Origin of the sequence: Zobellia galactanivorans (assembly GCF_000973105.1) — a bacterium.
GTDB lineage: Bacteria > Bacteroidota > Bacteroidia > Flavobacteriales > Flavobacteriaceae > Zobellia > Zobellia galactanivorans.
Genome location: NC_015844.1, coordinates 504,312 through 529,598, shown reverse-complemented (window position 1 = coordinate 529,598; position 25,287 = coordinate 504,312). Strand labels below are relative to the sequence as shown.

Here is a 25,287-nt window from a genome sequence, read left to right as displayed (position 1 = left end):
GAACCTCGCCCGCTAGCACTCGCTTGCAACGAGTGTCCTACAAAGTAAGAATAGGTACAAACTAAAAAGAAAGCTATCCAATATTTTAGATATCTTTTATGTTTTTAGACAATGCGATGAAAACGATAACTAAAGTAACACGGACCGTGCTCGTCAAATACCGTATTCGGGATTTATTCGTTATTCCTAATGGAGGCGGAGCAGGTATGAAATTCTGGGCCCACTTGGCCAAATTGGGCAAAATATGGCATAATATTTAGGTACCGGTCATAACTGGAGAATCCGGGCTATTTTCATTAATTTAGATATACTCGTTTGGGGGTATGTCCTAAACGAGCAGTATGCACCCCCAATTAAAACTTCGGTCATATGCTGACAGGGTAAACTTGAAAAAAGGGCGCAAAAATATATGCGGTATTTGATAATGCTGACGAAAAAAAGATAATTACGGTGACAGTAGGTAGAGGAATGACCTTTACTTTGGCAGGTCAAACGGGTACTAAAATTATTGGGAAAGATGGATGCTCTGAGGAATAAGTTTCCAGGGTCTATCTCCAAGGATACAATTGCTTTTGTAATTGGTCTATTGGTTTTGGCTTTAGGTATATTATATGCCACATATAAACAATATGATATTGCGGACAATCAAAAAAAAACAAATGGGGAGATAATTGAATTTTACCATTCTACAAGAGCTAGATATGGTTTAAAATATCGTTACTGGGTGGATGATAAGGAATATATTGGGTCGACAGGTGTTAGTCCTTTTAACTGCGACAACGGCAAAAAAGGTTGCGTTGGCCAGGAGTTTCCCGTGTACTATTCTTCCGAAAATCCTCAGTATAGCCGAATAGACTTGGGCAAATACGAGAAATACAAAACCACGGTCGAGTTTGTAAAATAAGTGTTCAGTTAAATTCAGATAAGAAATGAGGTATTTTATTGTTTGGATCATATTGTTTCCCTTGGCCGTTTCGTGCCAAGTAAAAGAAGTTGACCTACAAGGTACTTGGCACTATGAGCGCCGTTCAAGACCCGAAACGGGTTTTACCATGAGCATCGATGGGGTGGATGTCACCGACGAACTGAACGACGAAACTGGGGATGGGGACGGTATGGACCATTTTTACCTGGTCTTTGACGGTCAGGGACAATTGATCGAGTACAAGGTGGGCATAGGCTTCCGTTCCACCTACAAAATCGTTGATAACCTTATTTACTCAAACGGAGAACCGCTATATCAAATAGTGACATTCAGGGATAGTCTAATGGTCATAAAGCAACCCGATGAAGTGGATACCGCTACATATGAAAGAGTTGAAGTCGATTTGAGTGCTTTGGAGATCATAAATTGACTTATGAAGGGTCTGTAAATTAAACTCTGTCCGATCTGTCAATCCCTCTGGGGCTAGCCCCAGAGGGATTGGGATTTAAATCCAAGGGTATCCTCTCCCCAAATTTAATATAAAGTTGCTGGACCACTAGACTCCAATTTTGGATGGGCGAGGTCCATTTCCTCTCGATGTTCCTGGTGGCCAGGTAGACCAGCTTGAGCAATGCCATATCGTTTGTAAAGGCCCCCTTGGTCTTGGTGACCTTTCGCACCTGTCGGTGGAAGCCCTCCACGGCATTGGTGGTGTAGATCATCTTGCGTATCGGCGGGGTGTACTGGAAGTATTGGGAGAGTTCCTCCCAGTTGTTCTGCCAAGATTCGATGACCACAGGGTATTTACCGCCCCATTTTTCGCCCAGGGCCAGGAGCTCGTCCTCGGCCACCTCCTTACTGGTGGCACGGTACACCTGTTTGAGGTCCCGAAGAAACTCCTTTTGGTCCTTTGAGGCGATATACCTGAGGGAATTCCGTATCTGGTGGACGATGCACTTCTGCACCTGGGTCTTTGGGAATATGCTCAGGATAGCCTCTGTAAAGCCCTTCAGGTTGTCGGTACAGGCGATAAGGATCCCGGTTGTTCAGGTCGGTCAGTACCTGGAGCCAGAAGTTGGCACCCTCGCTCTCGGAGATGTACATCCCCAGAACTTCCTTATAGCCCTCCTTGTTGATGCCAAGGATGTTATAAAGGGCCTTGTGCTCGATCTTCCCATCGACCTTTACCTTGTAGTGCATGGCATCGAGCCATACGATGCAATAGAGAGGCTCCAAGGGGCGGTTCTGCCATGCTTTTACGTCCGGGATGATCCTATCCGTTATTTGGCTTAGGACGGTATGAGAGATGTCGGTGTCGTACATCTCCTTTCTATGGGCGGAGATGTCGCGGTAACTCATGCCAAGACCGTAAAGGCCTATTATCTTGTCGGAGAGGTTGTCGGCCAAAATGGTCTGTCGCTTCTTTACAAGTTCCGGTTCAAAGCTGCTCTGCCTGTCCTGGGGCGTATCGATGTCGAAGGTGCCAAAACCACTTTTCAGGGTCTTTTTTCCCTTGCCGTTGCGTTTGTTGCCCTTGGCGCGCTCACCCTCGTCCAGATGGCCGTCCATCTCCGCCTCAAGGGCCTTCTCGATTACATTCTTCAACATGGGGGGCAAAGGCGCCCCCTTCTCCGAATAGGTTCTTGCCCGACATGAACTGCTCGAGCACCTTTTTTTCAAATTCAGTCTGTTCTTTCTTTGTCATGATTCTGTCTGAATAAAATTAATAATTATAATCTTTTTCAGACAGAGTTCAGTTTACAGTCTATCAATATATTATCCTTATTAACCACTATTCAAAAATCATTCTTTATCAGGATATCATATTTTTCAACAACATCCTAATTTCGGATCACAAACAACTTGTTGATTCTTTCATAAACCCATTCTTTAATTCACAGATAGTATTGAAAGTATTTAACACTTTAATCATTGTTGTATTAAAAATTAGATAACTATAAAAAAACTATATAAGTCAGCAATTAACAAAAAAAAATAATTATGAACAGGAATAATGTATGGTTTGTAACCGGAGCATCTAAAGGTTTGGGATTAGCACTTGTAAAGCAATTACTAGCTAGTGGACATTATGTAGCAGCAACCTCACGCGATATAAAATCATTAGAAAAATGAGGTAAGTAAAGTTACTAAAACGTTTCTGCCGATTGAAATGGATCTAGTAAAAGAGCAAAGTGTGCAAGAAGCTATTGAGGCCGTAGTCGCTCATTTCGGGCAAATTGATGTTATTGTTAATAATGCAGGATATGGCCAGATGGGAACACTAGAAAAAATTTCTGACGCCGAGATAAGGGCTAGTTTTGATGTAAATGTTTTTGGTCTGGCACATGTCATTAGAAAAGCAATGCCTTACCTACGGAAACAAAAATCCGGACATATTATTAACATATCTTCTATTGCAGGTTATACTGCAAACTTTCCTTTTTGGGGTATCTATAGCGCTACCAAATTTGCAGTAACGGCTTTTACAGAGGCTTTGGCTGCTGATATTAAATCATTTGGAATTAAGGCGACAGTTGTACATCCTGGATATTTCAAGACTAATTTTCTAAAGAAAGGATCTATAGCCGTACCCGCTAACCCAATTGTTGAGTATACCGAAGCCCGTCAAATACAAGAAGCACATCTGCGTGAAATTGATGAGAATCAAGCCGGAGATCCTATAAAGGCAGCTAACGCTATGATAAAAATAAGTGAAGTAATGGATCCTCCACTACACTTATTTCTTGGTCAAGATGCTTATGATATAGCCTATAAAAAAATGGAGCAGGTAAAAACCGATCTCGAAGCGTGGAAAGATGTAACAGTTTCAACAGCCCTTTGATAGGCCAATGGACATATTTAAAAAAGCAGCATAAATTAACCTGGATTTGTAGAAAACCTGTCCTACTAATTGGGGAATGAACAGGGCTTCTGGATTTAATTAAAGTTTCGAACATGACAGTCAATCTAAAAAAAGGTAAAGGTATCCTGAATGTTCTAGTTTATTGTCCATCACATTAAATGAATATAAAAAGTCTTTTTTATGTGTTAAACCAGTTTAAGAGAAAAATTAAGAACCCAAAATGAATGACAATGAAACAAAAACAATTAGCCATTATTGGAGTTGGATGTAGATTTCCAGGTAATTCCAATACCCCAGAACAATTCTGGGATTTATTGAAATCAGGAACAGATGCCATTATTAATGTTCCTAAAAGTAGATGGGACAACAGGCGTTTTTTTAGTCAGAATAAGAACAGGAAAGGTAAAACGTTTTCATCCCAGTTTGGTTTTTTAACCTCAGATGTAACAGAATTTGATCCGTTATTTTTTGGGATCAGTCCATTTGAGGCTGAAACCTTAGACCCGCAACAAAGATTATTACTTCAAACTACCTGGGAGGCTTTTGAAGATGCAGGAATTCCCGAATCGAAATTCAGAGGAAGTGATACGGGAGTGTTTATAGGAGGTTTTACACTGGACAATAAGTTGATACAGTTAGGCTCTAAAAACCGAAATCAAATAAAATCTCCAACAGCAACCAGCTGTACAATGGCCATGTTATCTAACCGTATTTCGTATTCATTGGATCTTAGAGGTCCTAGTCTTTCTATAGATACGGCCTGTTCTTCTTCTTTGGTTGGTATCCATTATGCCTGTCAGAGTATCTGGGCAGGTGAGTCCAAAATGGCCATTGCAGGTGGCGTAAACCTGATGCTCAAACCGGAATATCCCATTGTTATGAGTAAAGGACAATTTTTATCCAGTCATTCCAGATGCAAAACATTCGATGCGGACGCTCAGGGATATGTTAGAGGCGAAGGTGTTGGAGTTATACTGATTAAACCCTTGGAAGAAGCCTTATTGGATAATGATATTGTTTATGCGGTCATTCATCAAACAGGGAGTAATCAGGACGGTAAAACAGAAGGAATTACGGTGCCGAATGGAGATTCCCAAAAGCAGTTATTGCGAAAAGTTATCGATCAGTCTGAAATAGACCCCAATGATATTTGCTATGTAGAAGCTCATGGAACTGGTACTCCTACTGGAGATCCGATAGAATTTTCTGCTTTAGATACCGTGATCAAAGAGAAGGTTACAAAAGAAGAGCATGTGGCTGTCGGTTCAGTCAAAACAAACATAGGCCACCTCGAAGCCGCTTCTGGTGTGGCCGGTTTAATAAAGGCTATTTTGGTTTTAAAGTATAACCAAACGGTGCCCCACCTTCATTTTACAAACCCAAATCCACAAATTGACTTTGAAAATGCCAAACTGAAGGTGTCTACCGATGTAAGAAGGTTGTCCGACCAACAGGAAAGATACGGTTTGGTCAATTCATTCGGATACGGAGGAACCAATGCCAACGTATTGTTATCTAATACGACCATTGAGCAAAAGGAACTGCCATCAGGATTGAAAACCTCTCGTGTTTACATACTTCCTTTAACGGCTAAAAGTGATTATTCGTTACGGGCATATGCCAAAAAAATAGCATCACACTTAACAGAGGATAATTATGCAGACACCCTATATACTTTACTTAACAGAAGATCTAAACTAAATACTAGGGCTATATTTGTGGCCAATTCGATGGATGAACTCATGTGGCAGTTGAACGAATTTGCCGAAGGAAATAGTGTGAAAGGTGTGCAAACCTATACGGCTACAACCGAATTATCTCCTAAACTTTTTATCTTCACAGGCATGGGACCTCAATGGTTTGCCATGGGTCGTGACTTATACCATTCGAGTGAATTGTTTAAGCAAAAATGGGAAGAATACGATATGATATTTCAGGCTATTACCGGTTGGAGTATGCTTGAAGAGCTACTAAAGGAGAAAGAAGATTCCAGAATTAAGGAAACGCAGTTTGCACAGCCTGCCAATTTCTTTTTACAGGCTGCATTAACCGAACTTTGGGCTTCCTACGGTATTACACCCGATGCTGTACTTGGACATTCAGTAGGTGAAGTAACGGCAGCATACGTTTCTGGAGCGTTAAGATTAAAAGACTGTTTAATAGTAAGTTATCATAGAAGCAGGATTCAGCAAAAAGCCGCAGGAAAGGGATCCATGCTGGCAGTGGGGCTTCCAGAAAATGAAATAAATCAGTACATAGAAGCTTACGGCGATGTTTCTGTTGCAGCCATTAACAGTCCCAGCACGGTTACATTGGCAGGTAAGACCAAGAGGCTTCAACATATAAGTAACAAGCTAACGGAGTTGAATGTTTTCAATAAAATGTTGGAGGTAGATGTTGCCTATCATTCTTACCAAATGGATGGTCTAAAACGAGAGTTATTGGATTCTCTGGATGTTATTTCACCCCAACCACCAGAAATTCCGATTTATTCTTCGGTAACGGCTAGGAAAATGGAAGGGGCGTCATTTAACAATACGTATTGGTGGGACAACGTACGGCAGCCCGTGAGATTTTCAGATGCTATCGTTCAGACTCTTTCAGATGGATACCACACCATGTTAGAGGTTGGACCTCATCCGGTTTTAAGGCATTCTATCAATGAATGTGCAGAACGTCTGGGCAAAAAGACCAACCTTCTTTTTTCATTGAGACGAAAAGAAGATGGGGAGCAACACATTTTAGATAACCTTGCCCATTTTTATGCGATTGGATACGCTATAGACTGGTCAAAATTCTATACTGGTGGAAATCACATAAAATTACCATTATATGAATGGGAAAACCAGAGCTATTTCTCTGAAAGTAACTCTTCACGTGAAGACAGATTAGGATTGGAAGGTCATCCATTTCTAAATCAAACGTACCCTTATCACCTTCCTTCGTTTGAGATGGAAGTCAATGAGCAATTTTTACCCTATTTACAGGACCATGTTGTTTCCGGAGCGGTAGTTTTTCCCGGTGCAGCCTATGTGGAGGCCATACTGGCCATGAATCAAAAAGTGAGTGGAACAGAGACATGTACGCTAAAAGATGTTCTGTTTAGTAATGTCTTGATATTTAATGAGGATGAAGTTCAGTTTTTAAATACGACTTTTAATCCTTCAAACTCCACGTGCGACATATTTTCCCATAGCGATGAAAGTAATTCATGGACTCAGCATGCATCGGCAAAAGTGATAGAATGTATTAATGGCAAACATGATAAAATAGCTTTTTTAGCAACGCTTAAAGCTTTTGAAAAAGAGAGGACCATTGAAGGAATCTATGATGCGTTGGATGCCATTGGTTTGAAATACGGCCCGGTATTTCGAGGTATCCAAGAGATTAAATGTAAAGGCGATAAGGAACTATTGGTAAAGATAAAACCACATAAATCCATAGTTAAAGATCATGAATATTTACTGCATCCTAGTATCTTAGACGCTTGTTTTCAAAGTGTTATCGCAGCGCTTAACGGACGAGAGGTCGCTCCGGGCGCATTCGTGCCGACAAAAATCAATTTCGTGCATTTTCACACCAGGCCGAAATTGAATGAATATATCTATTGCCATGCTGAGATTACAGAGATAGGCCATGAATACCTGATTGCCAATATGACTTTGATAGGTAAAGATGGTACCGTTATAGCTCAATTGGAAGGTCTTAATTGCCAGTCGATTGAAAGTAATGCGCAAAATGAGGAGCGAGATATTAACGAATTGTTTTATGAGTTTAACTGGAAGAATATTCCCTTACTGGAAGGTGAGCCTGATTTTGAGAATGAAACAATCTTATTCTTTGGGCCTTCATCTAAAAAGGCAAAGCCATTTATGGACGACCTTAAGTTTTATGGGGCCAAGGTTATTCAAATGGATCAATTTGATAAGAATCTTCTGGAACAAGAAAAGAATTCAGTTACCAGATTGATTTATGCACCTTTTCTAGATGAAAAGAAAGAACTAAGTTACAAGGCTGTTCAGGAAATTACCTTTCCGTTACTTTCTTTTTTTCAGTCTTTAAAAGGTACAGGACCGGTTCAGTTAGTAATTTTAACTCTGAATGGTCACCAGGTGCTGGATACCGATGATATGAATATCAATTCTGGAGCTCTGCTCGGTTTAAACCACGTGATTGGAAACGAACATCCAAATATTTCGCCTTTATCATTGGATACCGACCACTACAATCTAGAAAACCCTAAATCAATATTGCTACAATTGTTGGGAGTAGAAGAAGATATTGCATTAAGGGGAAATAGCCGGTTTGTCAGGTCATTAAGCAAACCTTCAGAACCTAAGGTTCTTGGTTTTAGTCGAAAAGCAGCCAATGATGAGCCTTTTCAGATTATACATGAAAAAGGAAAAGGCGCTGAAGGTTTTTCTTTGGTAGAGAGCACTATTGTCGAACCGTCTGAGGACGAAATTACATTAAAAGTAAAATCTGCCTCCTTGAATTTCAAGGATGTCTTGAAAATAAATGGACAGATTTCCCAAGATGCGTTGAAAAACAGCTATTTTCAGAATAGCATAAGTATGGAAGTGGTAGGTACCGTTATCAACAAAGGAAAAAATGTATCGGACATTGCTATTGGAGATGATATTTTGATGCTGGCAAAGGACGGTGGTTTTACCAGATATATTACTACGAAGCCCGATTTCTACGTTAAAAAGGCGACCACATTATCTTATGACGAAATGAATATTGCCATACCTTTTATTACCGCATGGCATGCATTGGTTGATAAGGCCGATCTTTCTGAAGGAGAAACAGTCTTGATTCATAACGGGACAGGAGGAGTAGGTTTGGCAGCTATTCAAATAGCAAAAAAATTAAACGCTAAAATTATTACAACAACCAGTACCGAAGAGAAGAGAGCCCACCTGAGAGCGGAAGGTGTGGAGCACATCCTTTATTCCCGAAGCTTGGATTATGTAAAAGATGTTATGGATATCACCGATGGTAAAGGCGTGGATGTGGTTTTAAACGCTATTTCTGGAGAGTCTCTGGTGCAATCATTCGAGTTATTGGCCGATTACGGCCGGTTTATTGAAATTGGTAAAAAGGATATCGTACTTAACAAGGGTTTGCCCATGCAGACCTTCAATAGAAATGTTAGCTTTTTTCACATTGACATTGATCAAATGTTTATGCAACGACCGAAAAAAACACATGAGTTGTTGCAAATTCTCTATACCAAGTTCCAGGATGAAGACTATAAACCAATACCTGTAACTTCATTTCCTGCAAAGGGTATCGAGGAGGCGTTCAAGTTTATGAATAAAAGTAAGCATATTGGTAAGGTAACACTGAATTTTGAAGAAGGTGAGGTGGAATTGACCACTGCTAAATCTGGGATTGATTCAGACGGAGCATTTCTAATCACCGGAGGTACTGCCGGTTTCGGTTTTGAAATTGCCAAATGGCTTATTGGAAAAGAGGTAAAGAAAGTTGTCTTATGTTCCCGAAGTGGCGTAAAAGATATGGAAAGGCAGGCATTTATTGATCGGGTGAATAAAGCTGGTGTTACGGAGGTATATGTTCATAAACTGGATATCACCAATACAGATGAAGTTAAAAAGCTGATTGATTCTCTATCGCAAGATACCATTGCTTTTAAAGGAGTTTTTCACGGAGCCATGGTGTTGGATGATGCCTTTATGAAGGATTTGGATGAAGAACGTTTCTTACGTGTTATGAATCCCAAAGTACTGGGAGCCATTAACCTTCATAATGCACTCGGTTCTTACGCTCTGGACTTTTTTCTTTGTTTTTCGTCTATTTCATCCTTAATTGGTAACGTAGGACAAGGGAATTATGTGGCAGCGAATGCATTTTTAGATAATTTCTCGCACTGGAGAAATGCACAAAATCTGGCGTGTACCAGTTTAAATTTAGGTGTGCTGGCCGAGGTTGGTGTGGTTTCCCGAAATGAACATGTAGGTCTGATAATGGATGCAGCAGGAGTTAAAGGGTTTGATACCCGAACCGCATTGCGTATGCTTGATTATATTTTAAGTGAAAAGCCTGCTCAGATTTGCTTTTTCGATGTGGATTGGGAGGTATGGAGTGCGATAAATCCGAGAGTAGCTAATTCATCCAGATTTAAAAGCATTGTTGATCAGTTTTCCGGCACTAATGCACTTTCTAAGGAGTTAAGATCTCTGGTAGAGGAACTTAAAGACTGTGGTGAAAAAGATAGAATAAGAGTTATTCTTGAAAAAACAATCGTAGTATTTGCCAATGTAATGAAAATGAACCCCGATTCCATCAACCCGGAAGAGGGAATTAATATGATGGGAGTAGATTCATTAGTTTCTGTTGAAATAGTTGTGGCGATTAAAGCGATGCTTGGGGTAGAACTTTCTATTATGGATTTATTAAATGGCTCCAGCCTCAATCGGTTAAGTGAAATTATCTTAACGAAAGTTGAAGAGCATTTAGGTGGTATTGTAGAAAACTAGTTATATGAAACTAATTTGTTTTCCTTTTGCAGGAGGGACAGAGAGAGCATTTGATTTTTTAGAAACATATTTGCCGGAGGGCATCAAGCTGGTTCAGCTGAGTGCCCCTGGTAAGGGTATTCGTTTTAAAGAAAGTCATAGTATTTCTTTTGATGAATTAATAGACACGTATTATGATCAGATGGAGTTTGATGAAACTTACATATTATTTGGTCATTCCATGGGAGCATTGATTGTTCATTGCCTGTTACATAAAGTTATTAGTGAAAAGCAAAAATTACCATGTCAAGTCATTGTGTCTGGTAAAGAAGGTCCCTCAATTCATAAGGATCGGAAACGGTATCATTTTTCAAATGAAGATGTTGTTCGTTTGCTAATTCGATTAGGTGGATTATCTAAAGAAACAGTTAAGGCAGTAGACCATTCGACCATTTTACCATTCAAGAAAGATCTTATTATACTAGATCAATGGCCTAAACGTTTTTTTAGGCCTCACATGGTGCCTGTTCATTTTATTTACGGGAGTACAGATAAGTTACACCCCGATGCCGCTAAATCCTGGAAAAAAACTACTAGTGGTTACTTTAGTATAAAGGTTTTTACTGGAGCTCATTTTTATTACTTGAATCAAAAAGAAGGTTTTGCACAAGAGTTGATAAACCAAATATTAATAAATAACAAGGCTACGGAAGGAAAAAAAGGCAAAAATTTCGATGATTAAAGACACAATAAATTCCAAAAAAGAATAGCACATTTTACCTTTTTTTTGCCCTCAAACTTTCGTTGTTATCATTTGATATGCTTTAGTATCAAAGCGAACTCATTTAGACTTTTTAATTTTAAACTTTTTTAGGGCCAGTACGATAAAAGACAAATAGTTGAACCCTTTCCAGCTTTCCGTTGTGGTATCGAACCTGTTGAGCAAGGAACGAAAGCTGTCCATCCATGCATTGGTGCGCTCTACCGCATATCGTTCGCGATATAGTTTTTGGTCAAAATACTCGTCCCTGTCCGTATTCCCGTTTCTTTTGTTGAAACAAACGTTGGCATTGATGTCCTTGGCCGCACAGGCCGACCTGAAATCTTTGGAATCAAAACCCGCATCGGCGTTGAGAAACAGCCCCCCCGATATCTATTCTGGAATTTTCAAGTGTTGCCGTGACCACCTCGAACTGCACCTCTATTTCATACAGGTCGTTATGGTTGCCCTCCACGGGTTGCGACATGGCCAGGGGCAATCCCTGTCTATCGGTCAGGTAAAGGGCGTTTGTCGTTTTCGATTTCTTCCTTCCTTGATATTGTACATCCTCGCCGCCCCGTTTGGCAGGAGTGTGACTGCCGTCAAGGTCTACACTGGAAAGGTCGAGCCTGTCCCTATATTTTTCAAGTATGCTCGTCCAACATCGGTAGAAGGTCCCTGATAGGCACCATTTCCTGAAGTGGTAGTAAACACCTTGCCAAGTCAATGCCCTTTGAGCAAAAAGAGCCGTTACGGGCAAGTATTCCCATTGCACACCTGTCTTCATCTTGTAGAGAACGGCATTGACTATCTCGGACAGTTCTACCCTAGGGGGAAAACCGCGTCTAGCCATCGGGATATTAGGAACTATTTCCATTTCTATGGTATCTTTGTCGAGTACTTTGTACATGGGCTATGGAGTTTGAGTGTCGCAACACAAATATCCGTAGCCCTATCTTTCGATCCAAAAAAAAAGTCTAAATCACTTCATTTTACAGAAATGGGAAGCTGAAAGCAAAGGGACTTTTTCAAAAAAATATTAAAAAAGGTTGGTGGAACTATTACCGACAAGATGGTGAACCAAAGAGTTTGGAGGAGTACTTGGTCATCCATGACAGTATGTACAAGAATCAATCGATACATTATCTGAATAATGGGGAAATAGACTTAAAAAACAGTTCTTTCTTTAGTTTGGAAATACCCGATACGATGGTAGTGGGTAAAAATGTAGGAAAAGTTTTGAGCTATAATTCCAACTATTCATCGGACGAATATTATCTATCGGATTACCATTTCTTAACGGTAATTGTAGAAAATGAATATGAAAACGGATTGATAAAAAAAGATACTTTTAGCGATGGGACATTTACTCCTAGTTTTGGAATTTTCGCTAGAAAAAAAGGGTATCAGACAGTAAGAGGTCGTATCATGGAGGAAATAGTATACGACATTCCTTCTGATAGCTCGGTAGTTGTTAAAGAGCATTTTAAATACTTCGAAAAAGATGTGTTCGTTCAAAAACCTACATAATATTTTTGATTGTTTCTTGCCAAGAAAATCAAACAGACCTACAGGGTGCTTGAAATCAAGAGATAATCTAATGGTCATAAAACTACCAGATGAAGTGGGTACCGCCACTAAAAAAAAGGTGAATGCCGATTTAAGTATTTTGGAAATGGTAAATTAAACTGAAATCTTATAACTGAATTTAACTGAATTACATTGGGCAACATTAAATTTTGCTTCATGAATACGTACCTTAGTTGTATTTTAGAATATCATGGGTAAAAATAAAATTGGTGTCCCAAACTTCTTTCTGGTCCTAGCCTTTGTTTTTTGCTTGGCCTTTTTTTGGGGAGGTTTACTGTCTTCGGGTTCATCAAGCTCCGTACGTGTTAATGGACTAGCCATTCTATTTATGATAATTGCCTGGGTATTTGCAGGTATTATGTCATTTTGGCTTTTTAGAAGCTTTAAAATAGTCACCATTAAAAATAATACAATTACCGCTTCATCATTTTTTTCGAAAAAGAAAGTACTTAAGTTCAGTGATTTGGAGTTTGTAGGGTGGCATTCAGAGTATTTCCATTATTCCAAAAGTTTTCATATCGTCGCAACACTTTATGATATTCATGGTGGTTCTATTGAAATAAATGATTTGGAATTGGAAAATTTTGATGCGATTATGCAGTGTGTTCCCCATGAAAATTCAAGTTCTAAAAAACGGGTATATAAAAAGTTGGCAAAGGATGGCTATCTCTCTTCAGCTATTGGCTTGGCGCTTAGTGCGTTGTTTTTTGTTTTTATGGCCGTAAGTTTTGGAGGTGATATTCAGGGCAATCTTTCCGGTAATTATACTTTAGAGGACTTCTTTTTTAGAGTGCTTTTCCCAATAGTTCATATGCTGATAATTTGGGTGTTTTTAAAACGTACGCTTAGATATCGAAACATCCTTAAGAAGGGGAAATCGGTTAAAAAAACAATAGCAAAAACCAATTTGGGACGAAAGGGGAAAATCGAGAATAGTTTTGAATATTGTGATGACCCGGTAATGGGATATTTTAGCGGGTCATGGAAGATTGAGGGGCAAAATGAGTTGGCCGAGGTGTACTTTTATGCCCCTAAAGACGAAATACTTCAATCTCAAATCGATAATTTTGATAAACTCTTGACTAATTATCCAACGCTTAGAAAAGAACTAGGCCAAGCGTTGGATGAACGATTAAAATTAGAGAACCACAAACATTTGGATCATTTACTGGAACAACCTCTTCATTTTTCAATTATTTCGGTGCTATATGACCAGAGAAACCATGAGAATGTCCAAGCGGATTACGATATTGAATTGATTGCTTCAAAACTCTACAAATCATTAGGGATAAAAAGGGCTGTGGATATCGTTGCGGTTATTGCCAACGGAAAGATAAAAGAAATCATACAAGAGTCCGACAGTCAGGAAAACGATAGTTTGTGATTACAATGATCGGCGAGCTTTGTTTTAGGACTTAATTTAGCTGGCCAGGCTATATTTGAAATCGGTATAATTTTATTTTCTAAGTAAATTTTGTTTATAGACGAATGTAATGAGGAAAAGAAATCGCAATAGGTAAGAGTCTTGATGTTAAGAAGAGGCAGGGATAAGATAAAATATGAACACTGCTCTTTCTTAAAGTCGGATGAGGTAAAAAACCAAACTAAAAGAGCGTTGTTTTTCATGTGTTTCCCGATAGTTTTAATGAATTCAAGACCCTTATGCTTTAGGGAAAATCAAAAGGAAACTTATATGATGGTTATGGCTGGTAAGAGTAGGGCGGCCGGCACAATGGTTGTGTGATGATAGAATTTTTTGGTTTTTTATTTGACGGTATAAACCTACAACTCTAGCCTTTCGACGATAATTTATTGGGATATCTCCCTTTATTAGTATTTTTGTATTTTAATGTTTTGTTAAGCCTTCTTTTTTTTGTAGGTAAAAAGCTATAGAAAATATTAAACTTTCTTTATGTATGAAGGTATCCCCGATTCTCTTTAATTTATTTATCGGTTTTTTTTTCTTGATAGTGGGTAATACTATGGTCGCCCAATCCCCATTGGCGGTAGCATGTAACGAGAATAGTACTGTGAGTCTATTTTTTCCGTCCAAACTGGTGAAAATTGTAGAACCTGGGGTTAATTTTAGGTTTACCTATGATGAAAGCTCGAATATAGGGGCCTTACAAGCTAGAAAAGGAAAGAACAGTAACCTTACGGTGATAACTGAAAATGGTTTTATCTTTTCGTTTAACTTGAGTTATTCAGAGAATGTAGAAAAGTTCAATTATATAATTTCACCTGAGCAAGCGGTGGGGAAACTAAATCAAGGGCCTACGGTTCAAACTGAAACGGACCAAGAACCCCGCAAAGATTTACAAGAAACCCAAGAATCCCCTTTGCCTAAACCTTCGATAAACGAAGGGGTAGAAATGCAGAAAGAGGCAATAGTTGAGAAAGAAATTCCTAGTAATCCCATTGAAAACCAAATAATTCCAGAAAATAGCCCTAAACTTGAATCGGAAGGAACCGTTTATAATGACGCTTCCGGGGTTGAGCAAGACTTATATGATGTCGATAGGGAGGAATATTATCGTATTTTTTGTGAAAACAACTATTTACAAAAAACAGTTTTTAAGAGAAGTTTTAGACAGAATAAAAGAATTGTCTTAAAATTGAACAATATTTTGGTTGACAGGGAAGAAATTTACTTTATACTCCAGATTGAGAATAATTCCAAAAGGGAGTATCATATAGATGGTGTAAGTTTCTTTAAAAAAGCGGCTGTTGGTCAATTACAAAAAATTATGAAACCCCGATATACCTTTAACCTACAAGAATCCCTTGATCCGGCAAGTGTCAATGAGATCGTATATGTTTTCAAAAATTTCAAATTAAGTAGCAAGGAACTTATTTATGTGGCCTTGGCAGAAAAAGACACCGACAATATGGTGATACTTCCGTTAGATAATAAACAAGTAAATTCCCCTTCCAATTGAATATTAAAAAAATATTTTCGGTCTTACTTTTTTGCATCCCCGTTTTCATGATAGGGCAAAGTTATACAAATACTTTTTCGGTCTCCGGTGGTATGTTCGGAGAGGGTTATGGTGGTGAGTTAACCCTGGATAATAATCTTAGTGAGACCACCTTTACGGAATTGGCCTTAAATGTCTCCATTGCAAACTATCAGTCAGGAATAAAATCTATTCCCTATTCAAGCTTAACGGCGAGCTATTCATATTTCATAACCCTTTATAGTAGAAATAGGCGGATGCAGGCACTCTCATTAGGGGGCGGTGTTTTGGCAGGCTATGAAATGGTCAATAACGGAGAGGTCGAGGTATCAAACATTGTATCGGTCAATGGGGAAAGTAAGTTTATTTACGGAGCCGTATTGACGGGGGATATCGATATTATTGTCAGTGAGCATATATCATTGATCATCCGTACATCGGAATATTTTCATGCAAATAGTGATTTCGGGAGTTTTACTAACTACACAGGCCTTGGGTTAAGGTATTATTTCAATAAATAAATTAACTTAAATTAAGTTAAGTGAAAAGGCTATACGACAAACTTATATATTCTGTGGTTGTTATAGCCATCCTTATCGCCTGTACGAAGCAGGTAGGCCTGGTGACTGAGGTAGAGTTCGATTTTGTAGGGAACAATACCGATACGGGCCATATTAACGAAGGGCTCACTACGGTCCTTACCGTTGTCCCGGAGGAAGTTTTGGAAGGCTATACCTATAGCTTCACCTATTCGGTGGAATCGGGGGAGGGCGGTTTCGAGGACGACAAGGGGGAAAACCTTGCTCCCGGGGAGAAACATCCCTTTAGCGGATTGACCGGCAACCTGCAATATATCGGCACCACGGTAGGGGAGCACAAAGTGCGTGTCCTAGCGGAGGACCCCTATGGCTTTACGGAGGAACTAGAACTCACCTATACCCTTAGCGAGGTTCCCGCCACATGGACGGCAACGGCGTCGGACACCGAGCTTTTGGTCGGCGGCCTTACGACGATTACGGTCACCTTGGGCAACGAGGGCACGGGCGATGTGGCGTACGAACGCAGTTACGGTATGGTCGCGGGATCGGGGGAACTTACCCTGGAGGACGGTACGGGGTTGGAAATGGAGGCCTATGTGGATATCGTTCCCGGTACCTATCGATACAATTTCATGGCGGAAGCCCTTGGTACGGTCATCCTTACCTTCGACCTGAGGGACGGCAACGGTCAGGAACTTACCGCGGAGGTGCGCCTTGAGGTGGTGGAGGAACTGTCACCGGAGGGCAACGACATCGTGGCCTTCTCATTGCCGGGGCAGATCGGTACGTCCGTGATCGACCCCGATGCCCATACGGTATCCCTAAATGTCCCCGAGGGAACGGAATTGGCCACGGCCCCCGAGGAGCTTAGGGTATCGGAGGGCGCGACGGTCTCCCCCACGGCGGATGCGGAGCTTGATTTCTCGAATCCCGTCACCTATACGGTCACGGCCGGTAACGGTGATGTCCAGGAGTGGACGGTCAGTGTCGCCGAGGTCGCTGCGGACCCCGAGATTACGCTGTTCTCGATAAACGGGACGGAGGGCGTCATTTCGGGCACCGATATTACGGTAAGCCTCCCCTCTGGCACCGATGTGACGGCCCTTGCCCCGGTGATAACCTACACAGGGGAATCGGTGAGCCCGGAACCGGAAGTAGAACAGGACTTTACCGATCCGGTCACCTACACGGTCACTGAGGGCGGTGTAACAAAAGAATATGTTGTTACAGTGAATGTCAATGCGGTCGTAAACGGGGCCCCGACGGCGAACGACCTTACGGTGACCGTCGAAGGGAACTCGAGCAATAATACCATCGATGTGGCCGGGGAGATCGGGGATCCCGAGAACGCCCCCCTTACTGTGGGCATCCAAGGCAACCCTGCGAACGGAACGGCCAGCATTTCGGGTACGGTGATCAGCTATACCCCTAACAATGGCTTTTCGGGCAATGACGTTATCACCTATACCGTCAATGACGGAATCAACCCTGCGGTGAGCGCGACGATTACGGTAACGGTGAATACGGTGGCAAACGGGGCCCCGACGGCGAACGACCTTACGGTGACCGTCGAAGGGAACTCGAGCAATAATACCATCGATGTGGCCGGGGAGATCATGGATCCCGAGAACGCCCCTCTCACGGTAGGCATCCAAGGCAACCCTGTGAACGGAACGGCCAGCATTTCGGGTACGGTGATCAGCTATACCCCTAACAATGGCTTTTCGGGCAATGACGTTATCACCTATACCGTCAATGACGGAATCAACCCTGCGGTGAGCGCGACGATTACGGTAACGGTGAATACGGTGGCAAACGGGGCCCCGACGGCGAACGACCTTACGGTGACCGTCGAAGGGAACTCGAGCAATAATACCATCGATGTGGCCGGGGAGATCATGGATCCCGAGAACGCCCCTCTCACGATAGGTATCCAAGGCAACCCTGTGAACGGAACGGCCAGCATTTCGGGTACGGTAATCAGCTATACCCCTAACAATGGCTTTTCGGGCAATGACGTTATCACTTATACCGTCAATGACGGAATCAACCCTGCGGTGAGCGCGACGATTACGGTAACGGTGAATACGGTGGCAAACGGGGCCCCGACGGCGAACGACCTTACGGTGACCGTCGAAGGGAACTCGAGCAATAATACCATCGATGTGGCCGGGGAGATCATGGATCCCGAGAACGCCCCCCTTACTGTGGGCATCCAAGGCAACCCTGTGAACGGAACGGCCGGCATTTCGGGTACGGTGATCAGCTATACCCCTAACAATGGCTTTTCGGGCAACGATGAGATTACCTATACCGTCAATGACGGAATCAACCCTGCAGTGAGCGCGACCATAACTATTACTGTATCATCTGTGTTGCGATATCATCGATTTGAGCGTTTAGGGGCAAATTTAACCGAAGCTACTGCCAATTTTTGTAATGGTAGCAGTTTAGGCGGGGCAAAACTCAATATTGAAATAGAAACAAAGCTTATTGTCGGAAATGTTTATCGATTGTCTAACACTGATTATACAGGCTATTATAAAGTGGCCATTGCCTTGGACACCCCGAATAACGATGCTGACGATACCATAAGCGGAGGTGATGTTTCAGGAGCGGTCAGTATTAATTGTTCTACGCCTACGGAATTAACTTGGGATCTTAGTACAGGTGTGTTAAGCGGCCCGCCTAATGCTAATGTCACAATAAGCATAAGTGCTACGGGTGATGGAGGGGCTACTTTAAGGAGTTCAAGTGTGAATTTTAATTGGATAATTTGTGGTCCAGGGGCACAGGCAGAAGGGTGTCCTTATCCCAGTTCAGAAAGCATAACTGTTCAATTTCCTTCTTCAGGAAGTATAACTATTTCAGGTAGTCATAATTCTTCCTCAGATCCTTCAAGTGCGGCTACCGTTACTTTTTCTAGTGGAGGCAAAACGATAACGGATTTTATGGCCAATAATGCTATTCCCAGGTAGGTCATTCAGCACATTTTGTATAAATGTATTCTTTATTTTAGCTTAAGTTTTTAATAATATACCCTACAACGAATAAATTTGATGAAATAATCAACGGTTGTTATTTTGTCCTGATTGTATAGAATGTTCCTTAACCATGTACAAGAACTACAGACCCTTAGCGTATTTCATTTTGATGTTGACCGTCCTGTTTGCCTGCACGAAGGACGTAGGCCTTTTGACGGAGGTGGAGTTCGTGCTGTCGGGCGACAACACGGAGGAGGGCCATGTGGGGGAACCGCTCCCCACGGCCTTGACGGTGGTCCCGGAGGAGGTGCTGGAAGGTTATACCTATAATTTCAGCTATTCCGTGGAATCGGGCGACGGACATTTCGAGGACGGCCAAGGGGAGGTGCTGGAGCCCGGGCGGGCCTACGCCCTTGACGGTTTGGCCAAGGACCTGGTCTATATCGGGTCGGAGGTGGGTGACCATAGGGTGCGCTTCGTTGCCGAGGACCCCTACGGATTCACGGAGGAGCTTGAACTGGACTACATACTGACGGAGGTCCCCGCCACATGGACGGCCACGGCGTCGGACACCGAGCTTTTGGTCGGCGGCCTTACGACGATTACGGTCACCTTGGGCAACGAGGGAACGGGCGATGTGGCGTACGAACGCAGTTACGGTATGGTCGAGGGGTCGGGGGAACTTACCCTGGAGGACGGTACGGGATTGGAAATGGACGCCTATGTGGATATCGTTCCCGGTACCTATCGATACAATTTCATGGCGGAAGCCCTTGGTACGGTCATCCTTACCTTCGACCTGAGGGACGGCAACGGTCAGGAACTTACCGCGGAGGTGCGCCTTGAGGTGGTGGAGGAACTGTCACCGGAGGGCAACGACATCGTGGCCTTCTCATTGCCGGGACAGATCGGTACGTCCACGATCGACCCCGATGCTCATACGGTATCCGTAAATGTCCCCGAGGGAACGGAATTGGCCACGGCCCCCGGGGAGCTTAGGGTATCGGAGGGCGCGACGGTATCCCCCACGGCGGATGCGGAGCTTGATTTCTCGAATCCCGTCACCTATACGGTCACGGCCGGTAACGGTGATGTCCAGGAGTGGACCGTGAACGTAGCCGTAGTCGCCGCGGAACCGGAGATAAGGGCCTTTACAATCAATGGGGTGGAAGGCAACATATCGGGCACCGATATTACTGTGGACCTTCCCGTAGGTACGGACGCGAAGTCCCTTGCCCCGGTGATAACCTTTACGGGTGACTCGATAAGCCCGGAACCGGAGGTCGAACAGGACTTTACCAATCCGGTTACCTATACGGTCACCGAGGGCGATGTATCCAGAGCATATACCGTTACTGTTAATGTAAATACGGTCGTAAACGGCCCCCCGACGGCGAACGACCTTACGGTGACCGTCGAAGGGAACTCGAGCAATAATACCATCGATGTGGCCGGGGAGATCATGGATCCCGAGAACGCCCCCCTTACTGTGGGCATCCAAGGCAACCCTGTGAACGGAACGGCCAGCATTTCGGGTACGGTGATCAGCTATACCCCTAATAATGGCTTTTCGGGCAACGATGAGATTACCTATACCATCAATGACGGAATCAACCCTGCGGTGAGCGCGACGATTACGGTAACGGTGAATACGGTGGCAAACGGGGCCCCGACGGCGAACGACCTTACGGTGACCGTCGAAGGGAACTCGAGCAATAATACCATCGATGTGGCCGGGCAGATCATGGATCCCGAGAACGCCCCCCTTACTGTGGGCATCCAAGGCAACCCTGTGAACGGAACGGCCAGCATTTCGGGTACGGTAATCAGCTATACCCCTAATAATGGCTTTTCGGGCAATGACGTTATCATCTATACCGTCAATGACGGAATCAACCCTGCGGTGAGCGCGACGATTACGGTAACGGTGAATACGGTGGCAAACGGGGCCCCGACGGCGAACGACCTTACGGTGACCGTCGAAGGGAACTCGAGCAATAATACCATCGATGTGGCCGGGGAGATCATGGATCCCGAGAACGCCCCCCTTACTGTGGGCATCCAAGGCAACCCTGCGAACGGAACGGCTAGCATTTCGGGTACGGTGATCAGCTATACCCCTAACAATGGCTTTTCGGGCAACGATGAGATTACCTATACCATCAATGACGGAATCAACCCTGCGGTGAGCGCGACGATAACGATTACAGTAAAAACACCAGTTATTTCCATTACCTTCAATCGTTCAACGGGCCGTTATACCGGCCCTCCGGGATCTAGGGTTACCATTACGATGTCTACTAATTCGGCCAGTGGTAAGGGAGGGGCGTTTTTTAATGTAGGAACCCAACCCTTTCCAGGTGGAGGAACAGTTCTTCTGACGCTTGATTATACATGGAATACTGTGTCAGGTAGTTCAATCAACAAAACAGGTTCAGGTAGTTTTACTATGCCTGCAAATGGGGAGGTCTATTTAAAAGGAATACATAACATTACAATAGAAGATGGTTTAACTTCTACGGGTATAGTTATTTCAAATAACCAAGGAATAACCAAAACGACGTACATGGATGAATTAAACCCTTTGCCTTGAACAAGTTTTCTGTTAACGACAAGCTTACATTTTTAGTTTCAGGGTAGGAGGGTATCGGTATTGAGTTCTAGTTACAATAAATAGATTTCAATAAGTTGTTGGTAGTTATTGCTGATACTTGTGGAAGTCTCCCCTTCCTTTGATTTTTAAAGGAAGTACTACTGCAGTAGGGAGTATCGCTTTTCCTTTTCATATAGTAAGTACCTTGATAAAAAAAATCAAAAATAAGGGTGCCTACTTTCTTAATTGGGTTAAATTGTCAGGTTATATCGTAGTTCATCTTCTACAAATATTGATGGCTTATTCATGAGGTATGGCTCCAGTATGATTAACTAAGCTTTCAAATACCTTTTACATGTTTGCCTCTCCAGAGTCGCAATTCGTCCTAAAAAAATGGCATCTTTTTCCAATAGTCGTTTTATGGTTCGGTTGTTTTTTTTGAGGTATTCTCATTATAAGGGCTTATAATTATTTTTTAAGAAAAATACACATCTCATTTTATTGTAAGTGTTAAAATTTTAGAACTTTTAAACACTATAACGTTTTCGTTTTTTTTCGAAAACGTTTTCGGGTTTTACACAGTTTCTCCAACGTTTTCATTCCTATAAATTTACATCTGCTTTATGCATTAAAGTGAGATTAGAACGAACTCAATTATTAATACAACAAACAAAATCTATGAAAATACTTCAGAAGATATGGTTGCTAGTATTTCTGGTGCCCACGGCAATTTTCGCCCAACAAAAAGTGAGCGGAACGGTAACCGATGCGGCTTCAGGAATCCCAATAATGGGAGCAAACGTAATTGTTAAAGGAAGTACCATCGGAACTACAACCGATTTTGACGGAAACTATCAAATAGAGGCAGATAATGGGGCGATATTACAGTTTTCCTACCTCGGATTCGAATCGGTGGAAATGATGGTAAATGGTGGTACTTTGAATGTAGTCATGAGCGAAGATGCCCAACAATTGGAAGAAGTGGTCGTAATCGGTTATGGTACGGTGAAGAAAAAAGACGCTACAGGCGCGGTTGATATGGTTTCTTCCGAGGATTTCAACCAGGGCCCGGTGCTTTCCGCCCAACAGTTGATTCAAGGTAAGGTTGCAGGGGTATCCATTACTTCTGGTGGGGGTGCGCCTGGCGAGGGTCAAAATATCGTAATAAGGGGGCAAGGGTCGTTATCACTGACCAGTGAGCCTCTTTACGTGGTAGACGGTATTCCCTTAGATAATGAAGGCGTAGGCGGATCTCGTAACCCTTTGAACTTTATCAACCCAAACGATATCGAGAGTATGACCGTCTTAAAAGATGCATCGTCTACTGCTATTTACGGGGCACGGGCAGCTAACGGGGTAGTAATGATCACGACGAAAAAGGGAAAAGGAAAAGAGTTTCGGTTCAACTACTCTGGATCGACGACTTACTATGATCCTACGGACTATGTAGATGTCTTGGATGCGGATCGGTATCGTAATTTGGTGAACCAAATCGGCGATGAGTCCGCTATTGACCGCTTAGGAAATAGTAACACCGATTGGCAAGATGAAATCTATACACAGGCGGTTGGATTTAACCATAATTTCAGTACAACCGGAAATATTGGCGGCTTTATTCCCGTGAGGGCTTCTTTAGGTTATACGGACCAGAACGGTATTCTTAAAGGGGATAACTTTTCAAGAACTACAGGAGCTGTGAACTTTAGGCCCAATCTGTTGGACGGCCATTTGAAGATCGAGCTTAACGGTAGGGGTATGTATACTGAAAATTCATTCGCCAATAGGGATGCCATCGGTGCGTCGGTCGATTTTGACCCTACACAGTCCGTTTACGATATGAATTCACCTTTTGCCAATTATTATACGTGGCTCAATGCCGATGGGGTGCAGAACAACCTTGCGCCTACCAATCCGGTCGCTTTGGTAAACTTAAAGGAAGATACCGCAGAGGTAAGGCGTTTTATCGGAAATGCCAAAGTGGATTATAGGCTTCACTTTTTTCCTGATTTGATTGCTACCGTAAACGTGGGGCTCGATAAATCCAATAGTCACGGAAGAACCATCGTATCGGAACTTATGCCCTCTTCCCAACTTGATTGGAACGGTTCGTTGTCAAACTATACGAACGAGTCGACCAGCAAATTGTTCGATGCCTATGCCACCTATATGAAGGAATTTGGCAAAAGCAACCTGACCGCCGTAGCGGGATATTCATATCAAAGTTTTGAAAATGATAATTTTAAATACGATAGTGAGGCCGAAGAAGATGGTAACGATTTTGAGTTTATAGATAAGTGGAAAAGTGTGCTGCTATCCTACTTCGGAAGGGTCAACTATAATTTTGATGACAAATATCTGTTGACCGCTACCTTGAGGGCCGATGCTTCTTCAAAATTAAATCCAGATGACCGTTGGGGCTATTTTCCTTCCTTCGCCTTTGCTTGGAATATGAACAATGAGAGTTTTCTGAAAGATTCAAATACGATCGATAATTTAAAACTTCGATTGGGATATGGTGAAATTGGAAACGTCAACGGCTTGGGTGATTATAACTTTTTGACCCGTTACAACGGAAGCCAATCGACCGCCAATTATCAGTTGGGTACCGGTTTTTATCAAACATATCGCCCTGAGGCTTTCAACGGAAACTTAAAATGGGAAGTTGGTAAAACCTTCAATGCAGGTGTCGATTTTGGCATATTTGATAGTAGAATTTCAGGTTCTTTGAACGTCTACTATAAAAATACAGAAGACCTTATCAGTAAGGTGACCGTAGACCCGTTCACTAATTTTTCCAACACTATAGATAAAAACATTGGCGATATGGTGAACAAAGGTGTTGAGATGGAACTGAATCTCGTGCCCGTCACGACCGAAGACCTTCATTGGAGCATAGGTTATAATATTTCCTTTAACGATAATGAAATCACCAATTTGCCCGATCAGGTAGAGGTCGGTGACATTAACGGAGGTACCGGAAACAAAATACAGTTGCATAAAGAAGGGTATGCTCCATATAGTTATTGGGTGTATAAACAGGTATACGATCAACAAGGACGTCCTATAGAAGGAGCCTATGTCGATCGAAACGGAGATAACAAAATCAACAACGAAGACCGGTATCTGTACCAAGACCCCTATGCTGATATTATCATGGGCCTAAATACCAACCTTAATTACAAGAATTGGGATTTGGCCATAGTGACCAGGGCGAACTTGGGCAATTATGCCTACAACAATATGGCGTCGAGTAAAAGTTATGAGGTTAGGGCAACGGAGAACAATATCTTGACCAATTTACATTCCGATTACTTTAACACCGGGTTTAAATCTATTACGGAGAGTAACCTAGCGAGTGACTATTATATTCAAGATGCTTCCTTTTTTAAAGTAGATAATATAACGCTAGGATATACGCTGCCCGAATTCGCGGGAAACACTTCGCTAAGGGTATATGGTTCTGTGCAGAATTTACTGACTCTTACCGATTACGATGGGCTGGATCCCGAAATCAAGGGAGGGATTGATAATAATTTCTACCCAAGGCCGCGATCTTTTGTATTTGGAGTAAATCTTGACTTTTAAAACGTATAC

The 25,287-nt window shown here is 42.4% G+C and carries 14 protein-coding genes and 2 pseudogenes; 14 read left to right on the top strand and 2 right to left on the bottom strand.

Annotation, left to right across the window (positions count from 1 at the left end; translation table 11 throughout):
- Positions 1–116 precede the first annotated feature (116 nt).
- From ZOBGAL_RS23470 to ZOBGAL_RS01815, 3 genes are all read left to right on the top strand, one after another.
- Entirely contained in the window at positions 117–260 is a 144-nt protein-coding gene (locus tag ZOBGAL_RS23470) for a hypothetical protein (RefSeq protein ID WP_158499706.1), read from the top strand.
- Positions 261–508: 248 nt separating this feature from the next.
- On the top strand, positions 509–904 hold the full coding sequence (locus ZOBGAL_RS01820; protein WP_148560680.1) for a DUF3592 domain-containing protein: 396 nt from the start codon (positions 509–511) through the stop codon (positions 902–904).
- A 25-nt stretch (positions 905–929) separates the two neighbouring features.
- The gene (locus ZOBGAL_RS01815) at positions 930–1,355 is read left to right on the top strand and encodes a hypothetical protein (protein ID WP_013991774.1); all 426 of its coding nucleotides are present in this window, start codon (positions 930–932) and stop codon (positions 1,353–1,355) included.
- A 19-nt stretch (positions 1,356–1,374) separates the two neighbouring features.
- Here the strand turns inward: ZOBGAL_RS01815 and ZOBGAL_RS01810 are convergent.
- Positions 1,375–2,630: pseudogene (locus ZOBGAL_RS01810) on the bottom strand (IS256 family transposase).
- Positions 2,631–2,926: 296 nt separating this feature from the next.
- Between ZOBGAL_RS01810 and ZOBGAL_RS23965 the strand changes: the two are divergent.
- The 4 genes from ZOBGAL_RS23965 (at position 2,927) to ZOBGAL_RS01795 (ending at position 11,012) form a co-directional block, all read left to right on the top strand.
- The gene (locus ZOBGAL_RS23965; protein WP_316932900.1) at positions 2,927–3,058 is read left to right on the top strand and encodes a hypothetical protein; all 132 of its coding nucleotides are present in this window, start codon (positions 2,927–2,929) and stop codon (positions 3,056–3,058) included.
- Between the two features lie 37 nt (positions 3,059–3,095).
- Positions 3,096–3,767, top strand: coding sequence for an SDR family NAD(P)-dependent oxidoreductase (locus ZOBGAL_RS01805; RefSeq protein ID WP_013991771.1), 672 nt, complete (start codon positions 3,096–3,098; stop codon positions 3,765–3,767).
- A gap of 251 nt (positions 3,768–4,018) precedes the next feature.
- Positions 4,019–10,291 (top strand): type I polyketide synthase, encoded by a 6,273-nt coding sequence (locus ZOBGAL_RS01800; RefSeq protein ID WP_046287287.1) that lies wholly within the window; start codon positions 4,019–4,021, stop codon positions 10,289–10,291.
- Between the two features lie 4 nt (positions 10,292–10,295).
- Positions 10,296–11,012, top strand: a complete 717-nt coding sequence (locus ZOBGAL_RS01795; RefSeq protein WP_013991769.1) for a thioesterase II family protein — start codon at positions 10,296–10,298, stop codon at positions 11,010–11,012.
- 99 nt (positions 11,013–11,111) lie between these two features.
- Here the strand turns inward: ZOBGAL_RS01795 and ZOBGAL_RS01790 are convergent.
- A pseudogene (locus ZOBGAL_RS01790) lies at positions 11,112–11,940 on the bottom strand (IS5 family transposase).
- A gap of 179 nt (positions 11,941–12,119) precedes the next feature.
- Here ZOBGAL_RS01790 and ZOBGAL_RS01785 point away from each other — a divergent pair.
- The 7 genes from ZOBGAL_RS01785 (at position 12,120) to ZOBGAL_RS01755 (ending at position 25,278) form a co-directional block, all read left to right on the top strand.
- Positions 12,120–12,560 carry a hypothetical protein gene (locus ZOBGAL_RS01785; RefSeq protein ID WP_148560679.1) on the top strand — a complete coding sequence of 147 codons (441 nt, stop codon included), beginning with the start codon at positions 12,120–12,122 and terminating at the stop codon, positions 12,558–12,560.
- Positions 12,561–12,810: 250 nt separating this feature from the next.
- Positions 12,811–14,004, top strand: coding sequence for a hypothetical protein (locus ZOBGAL_RS01780; RefSeq protein ID WP_013991764.1), 1,194 nt, complete (start codon positions 12,811–12,813; stop codon positions 14,002–14,004).
- A 532-nt stretch (positions 14,005–14,536) separates the two neighbouring features.
- The gene (locus ZOBGAL_RS22515) at positions 14,537–15,559 is read left to right on the top strand and encodes a DUF4138 domain-containing protein (RefSeq protein ID WP_013991762.1); all 1,023 of its coding nucleotides are present in this window, start codon (positions 14,537–14,539) and stop codon (positions 15,557–15,559) included.
- Between the two features lie 47 nt (positions 15,560–15,606).
- A complete protein-coding gene (locus tag ZOBGAL_RS01770) occupies positions 15,607–16,098 on the top strand; it encodes a conjugal transfer protein TraO (protein ID WP_013991761.1) in 492 nt (163 codons plus the stop codon).
- A 20-nt stretch (positions 16,099–16,118) separates the two neighbouring features.
- Positions 16,119–19,094, top strand: a complete 2,976-nt coding sequence (locus tag ZOBGAL_RS01765) for an Ig-like domain-containing protein (RefSeq protein ID WP_013991760.1) — start codon at positions 16,119–16,121, stop codon at positions 19,092–19,094.
- A gap of 136 nt (positions 19,095–19,230) precedes the next feature.
- On the top strand, positions 19,231–21,693 hold the full coding sequence (locus tag ZOBGAL_RS01760) for an Ig-like domain-containing protein (RefSeq protein WP_046287286.1): 2,463 nt from the start codon (positions 19,231–19,233) through the stop codon (positions 21,691–21,693).
- Between the two features lie 678 nt (positions 21,694–22,371).
- Positions 22,372–25,278: a SusC/RagA family TonB-linked outer membrane protein gene (locus tag ZOBGAL_RS01755; protein WP_013991758.1), complete on the top strand. Its 2,907-nt coding sequence runs from the start codon at positions 22,372–22,374 to the stop codon at positions 25,276–25,278.
- The last annotated feature ends 9 nt before the right edge of the window (positions 25,279–25,287 follow it).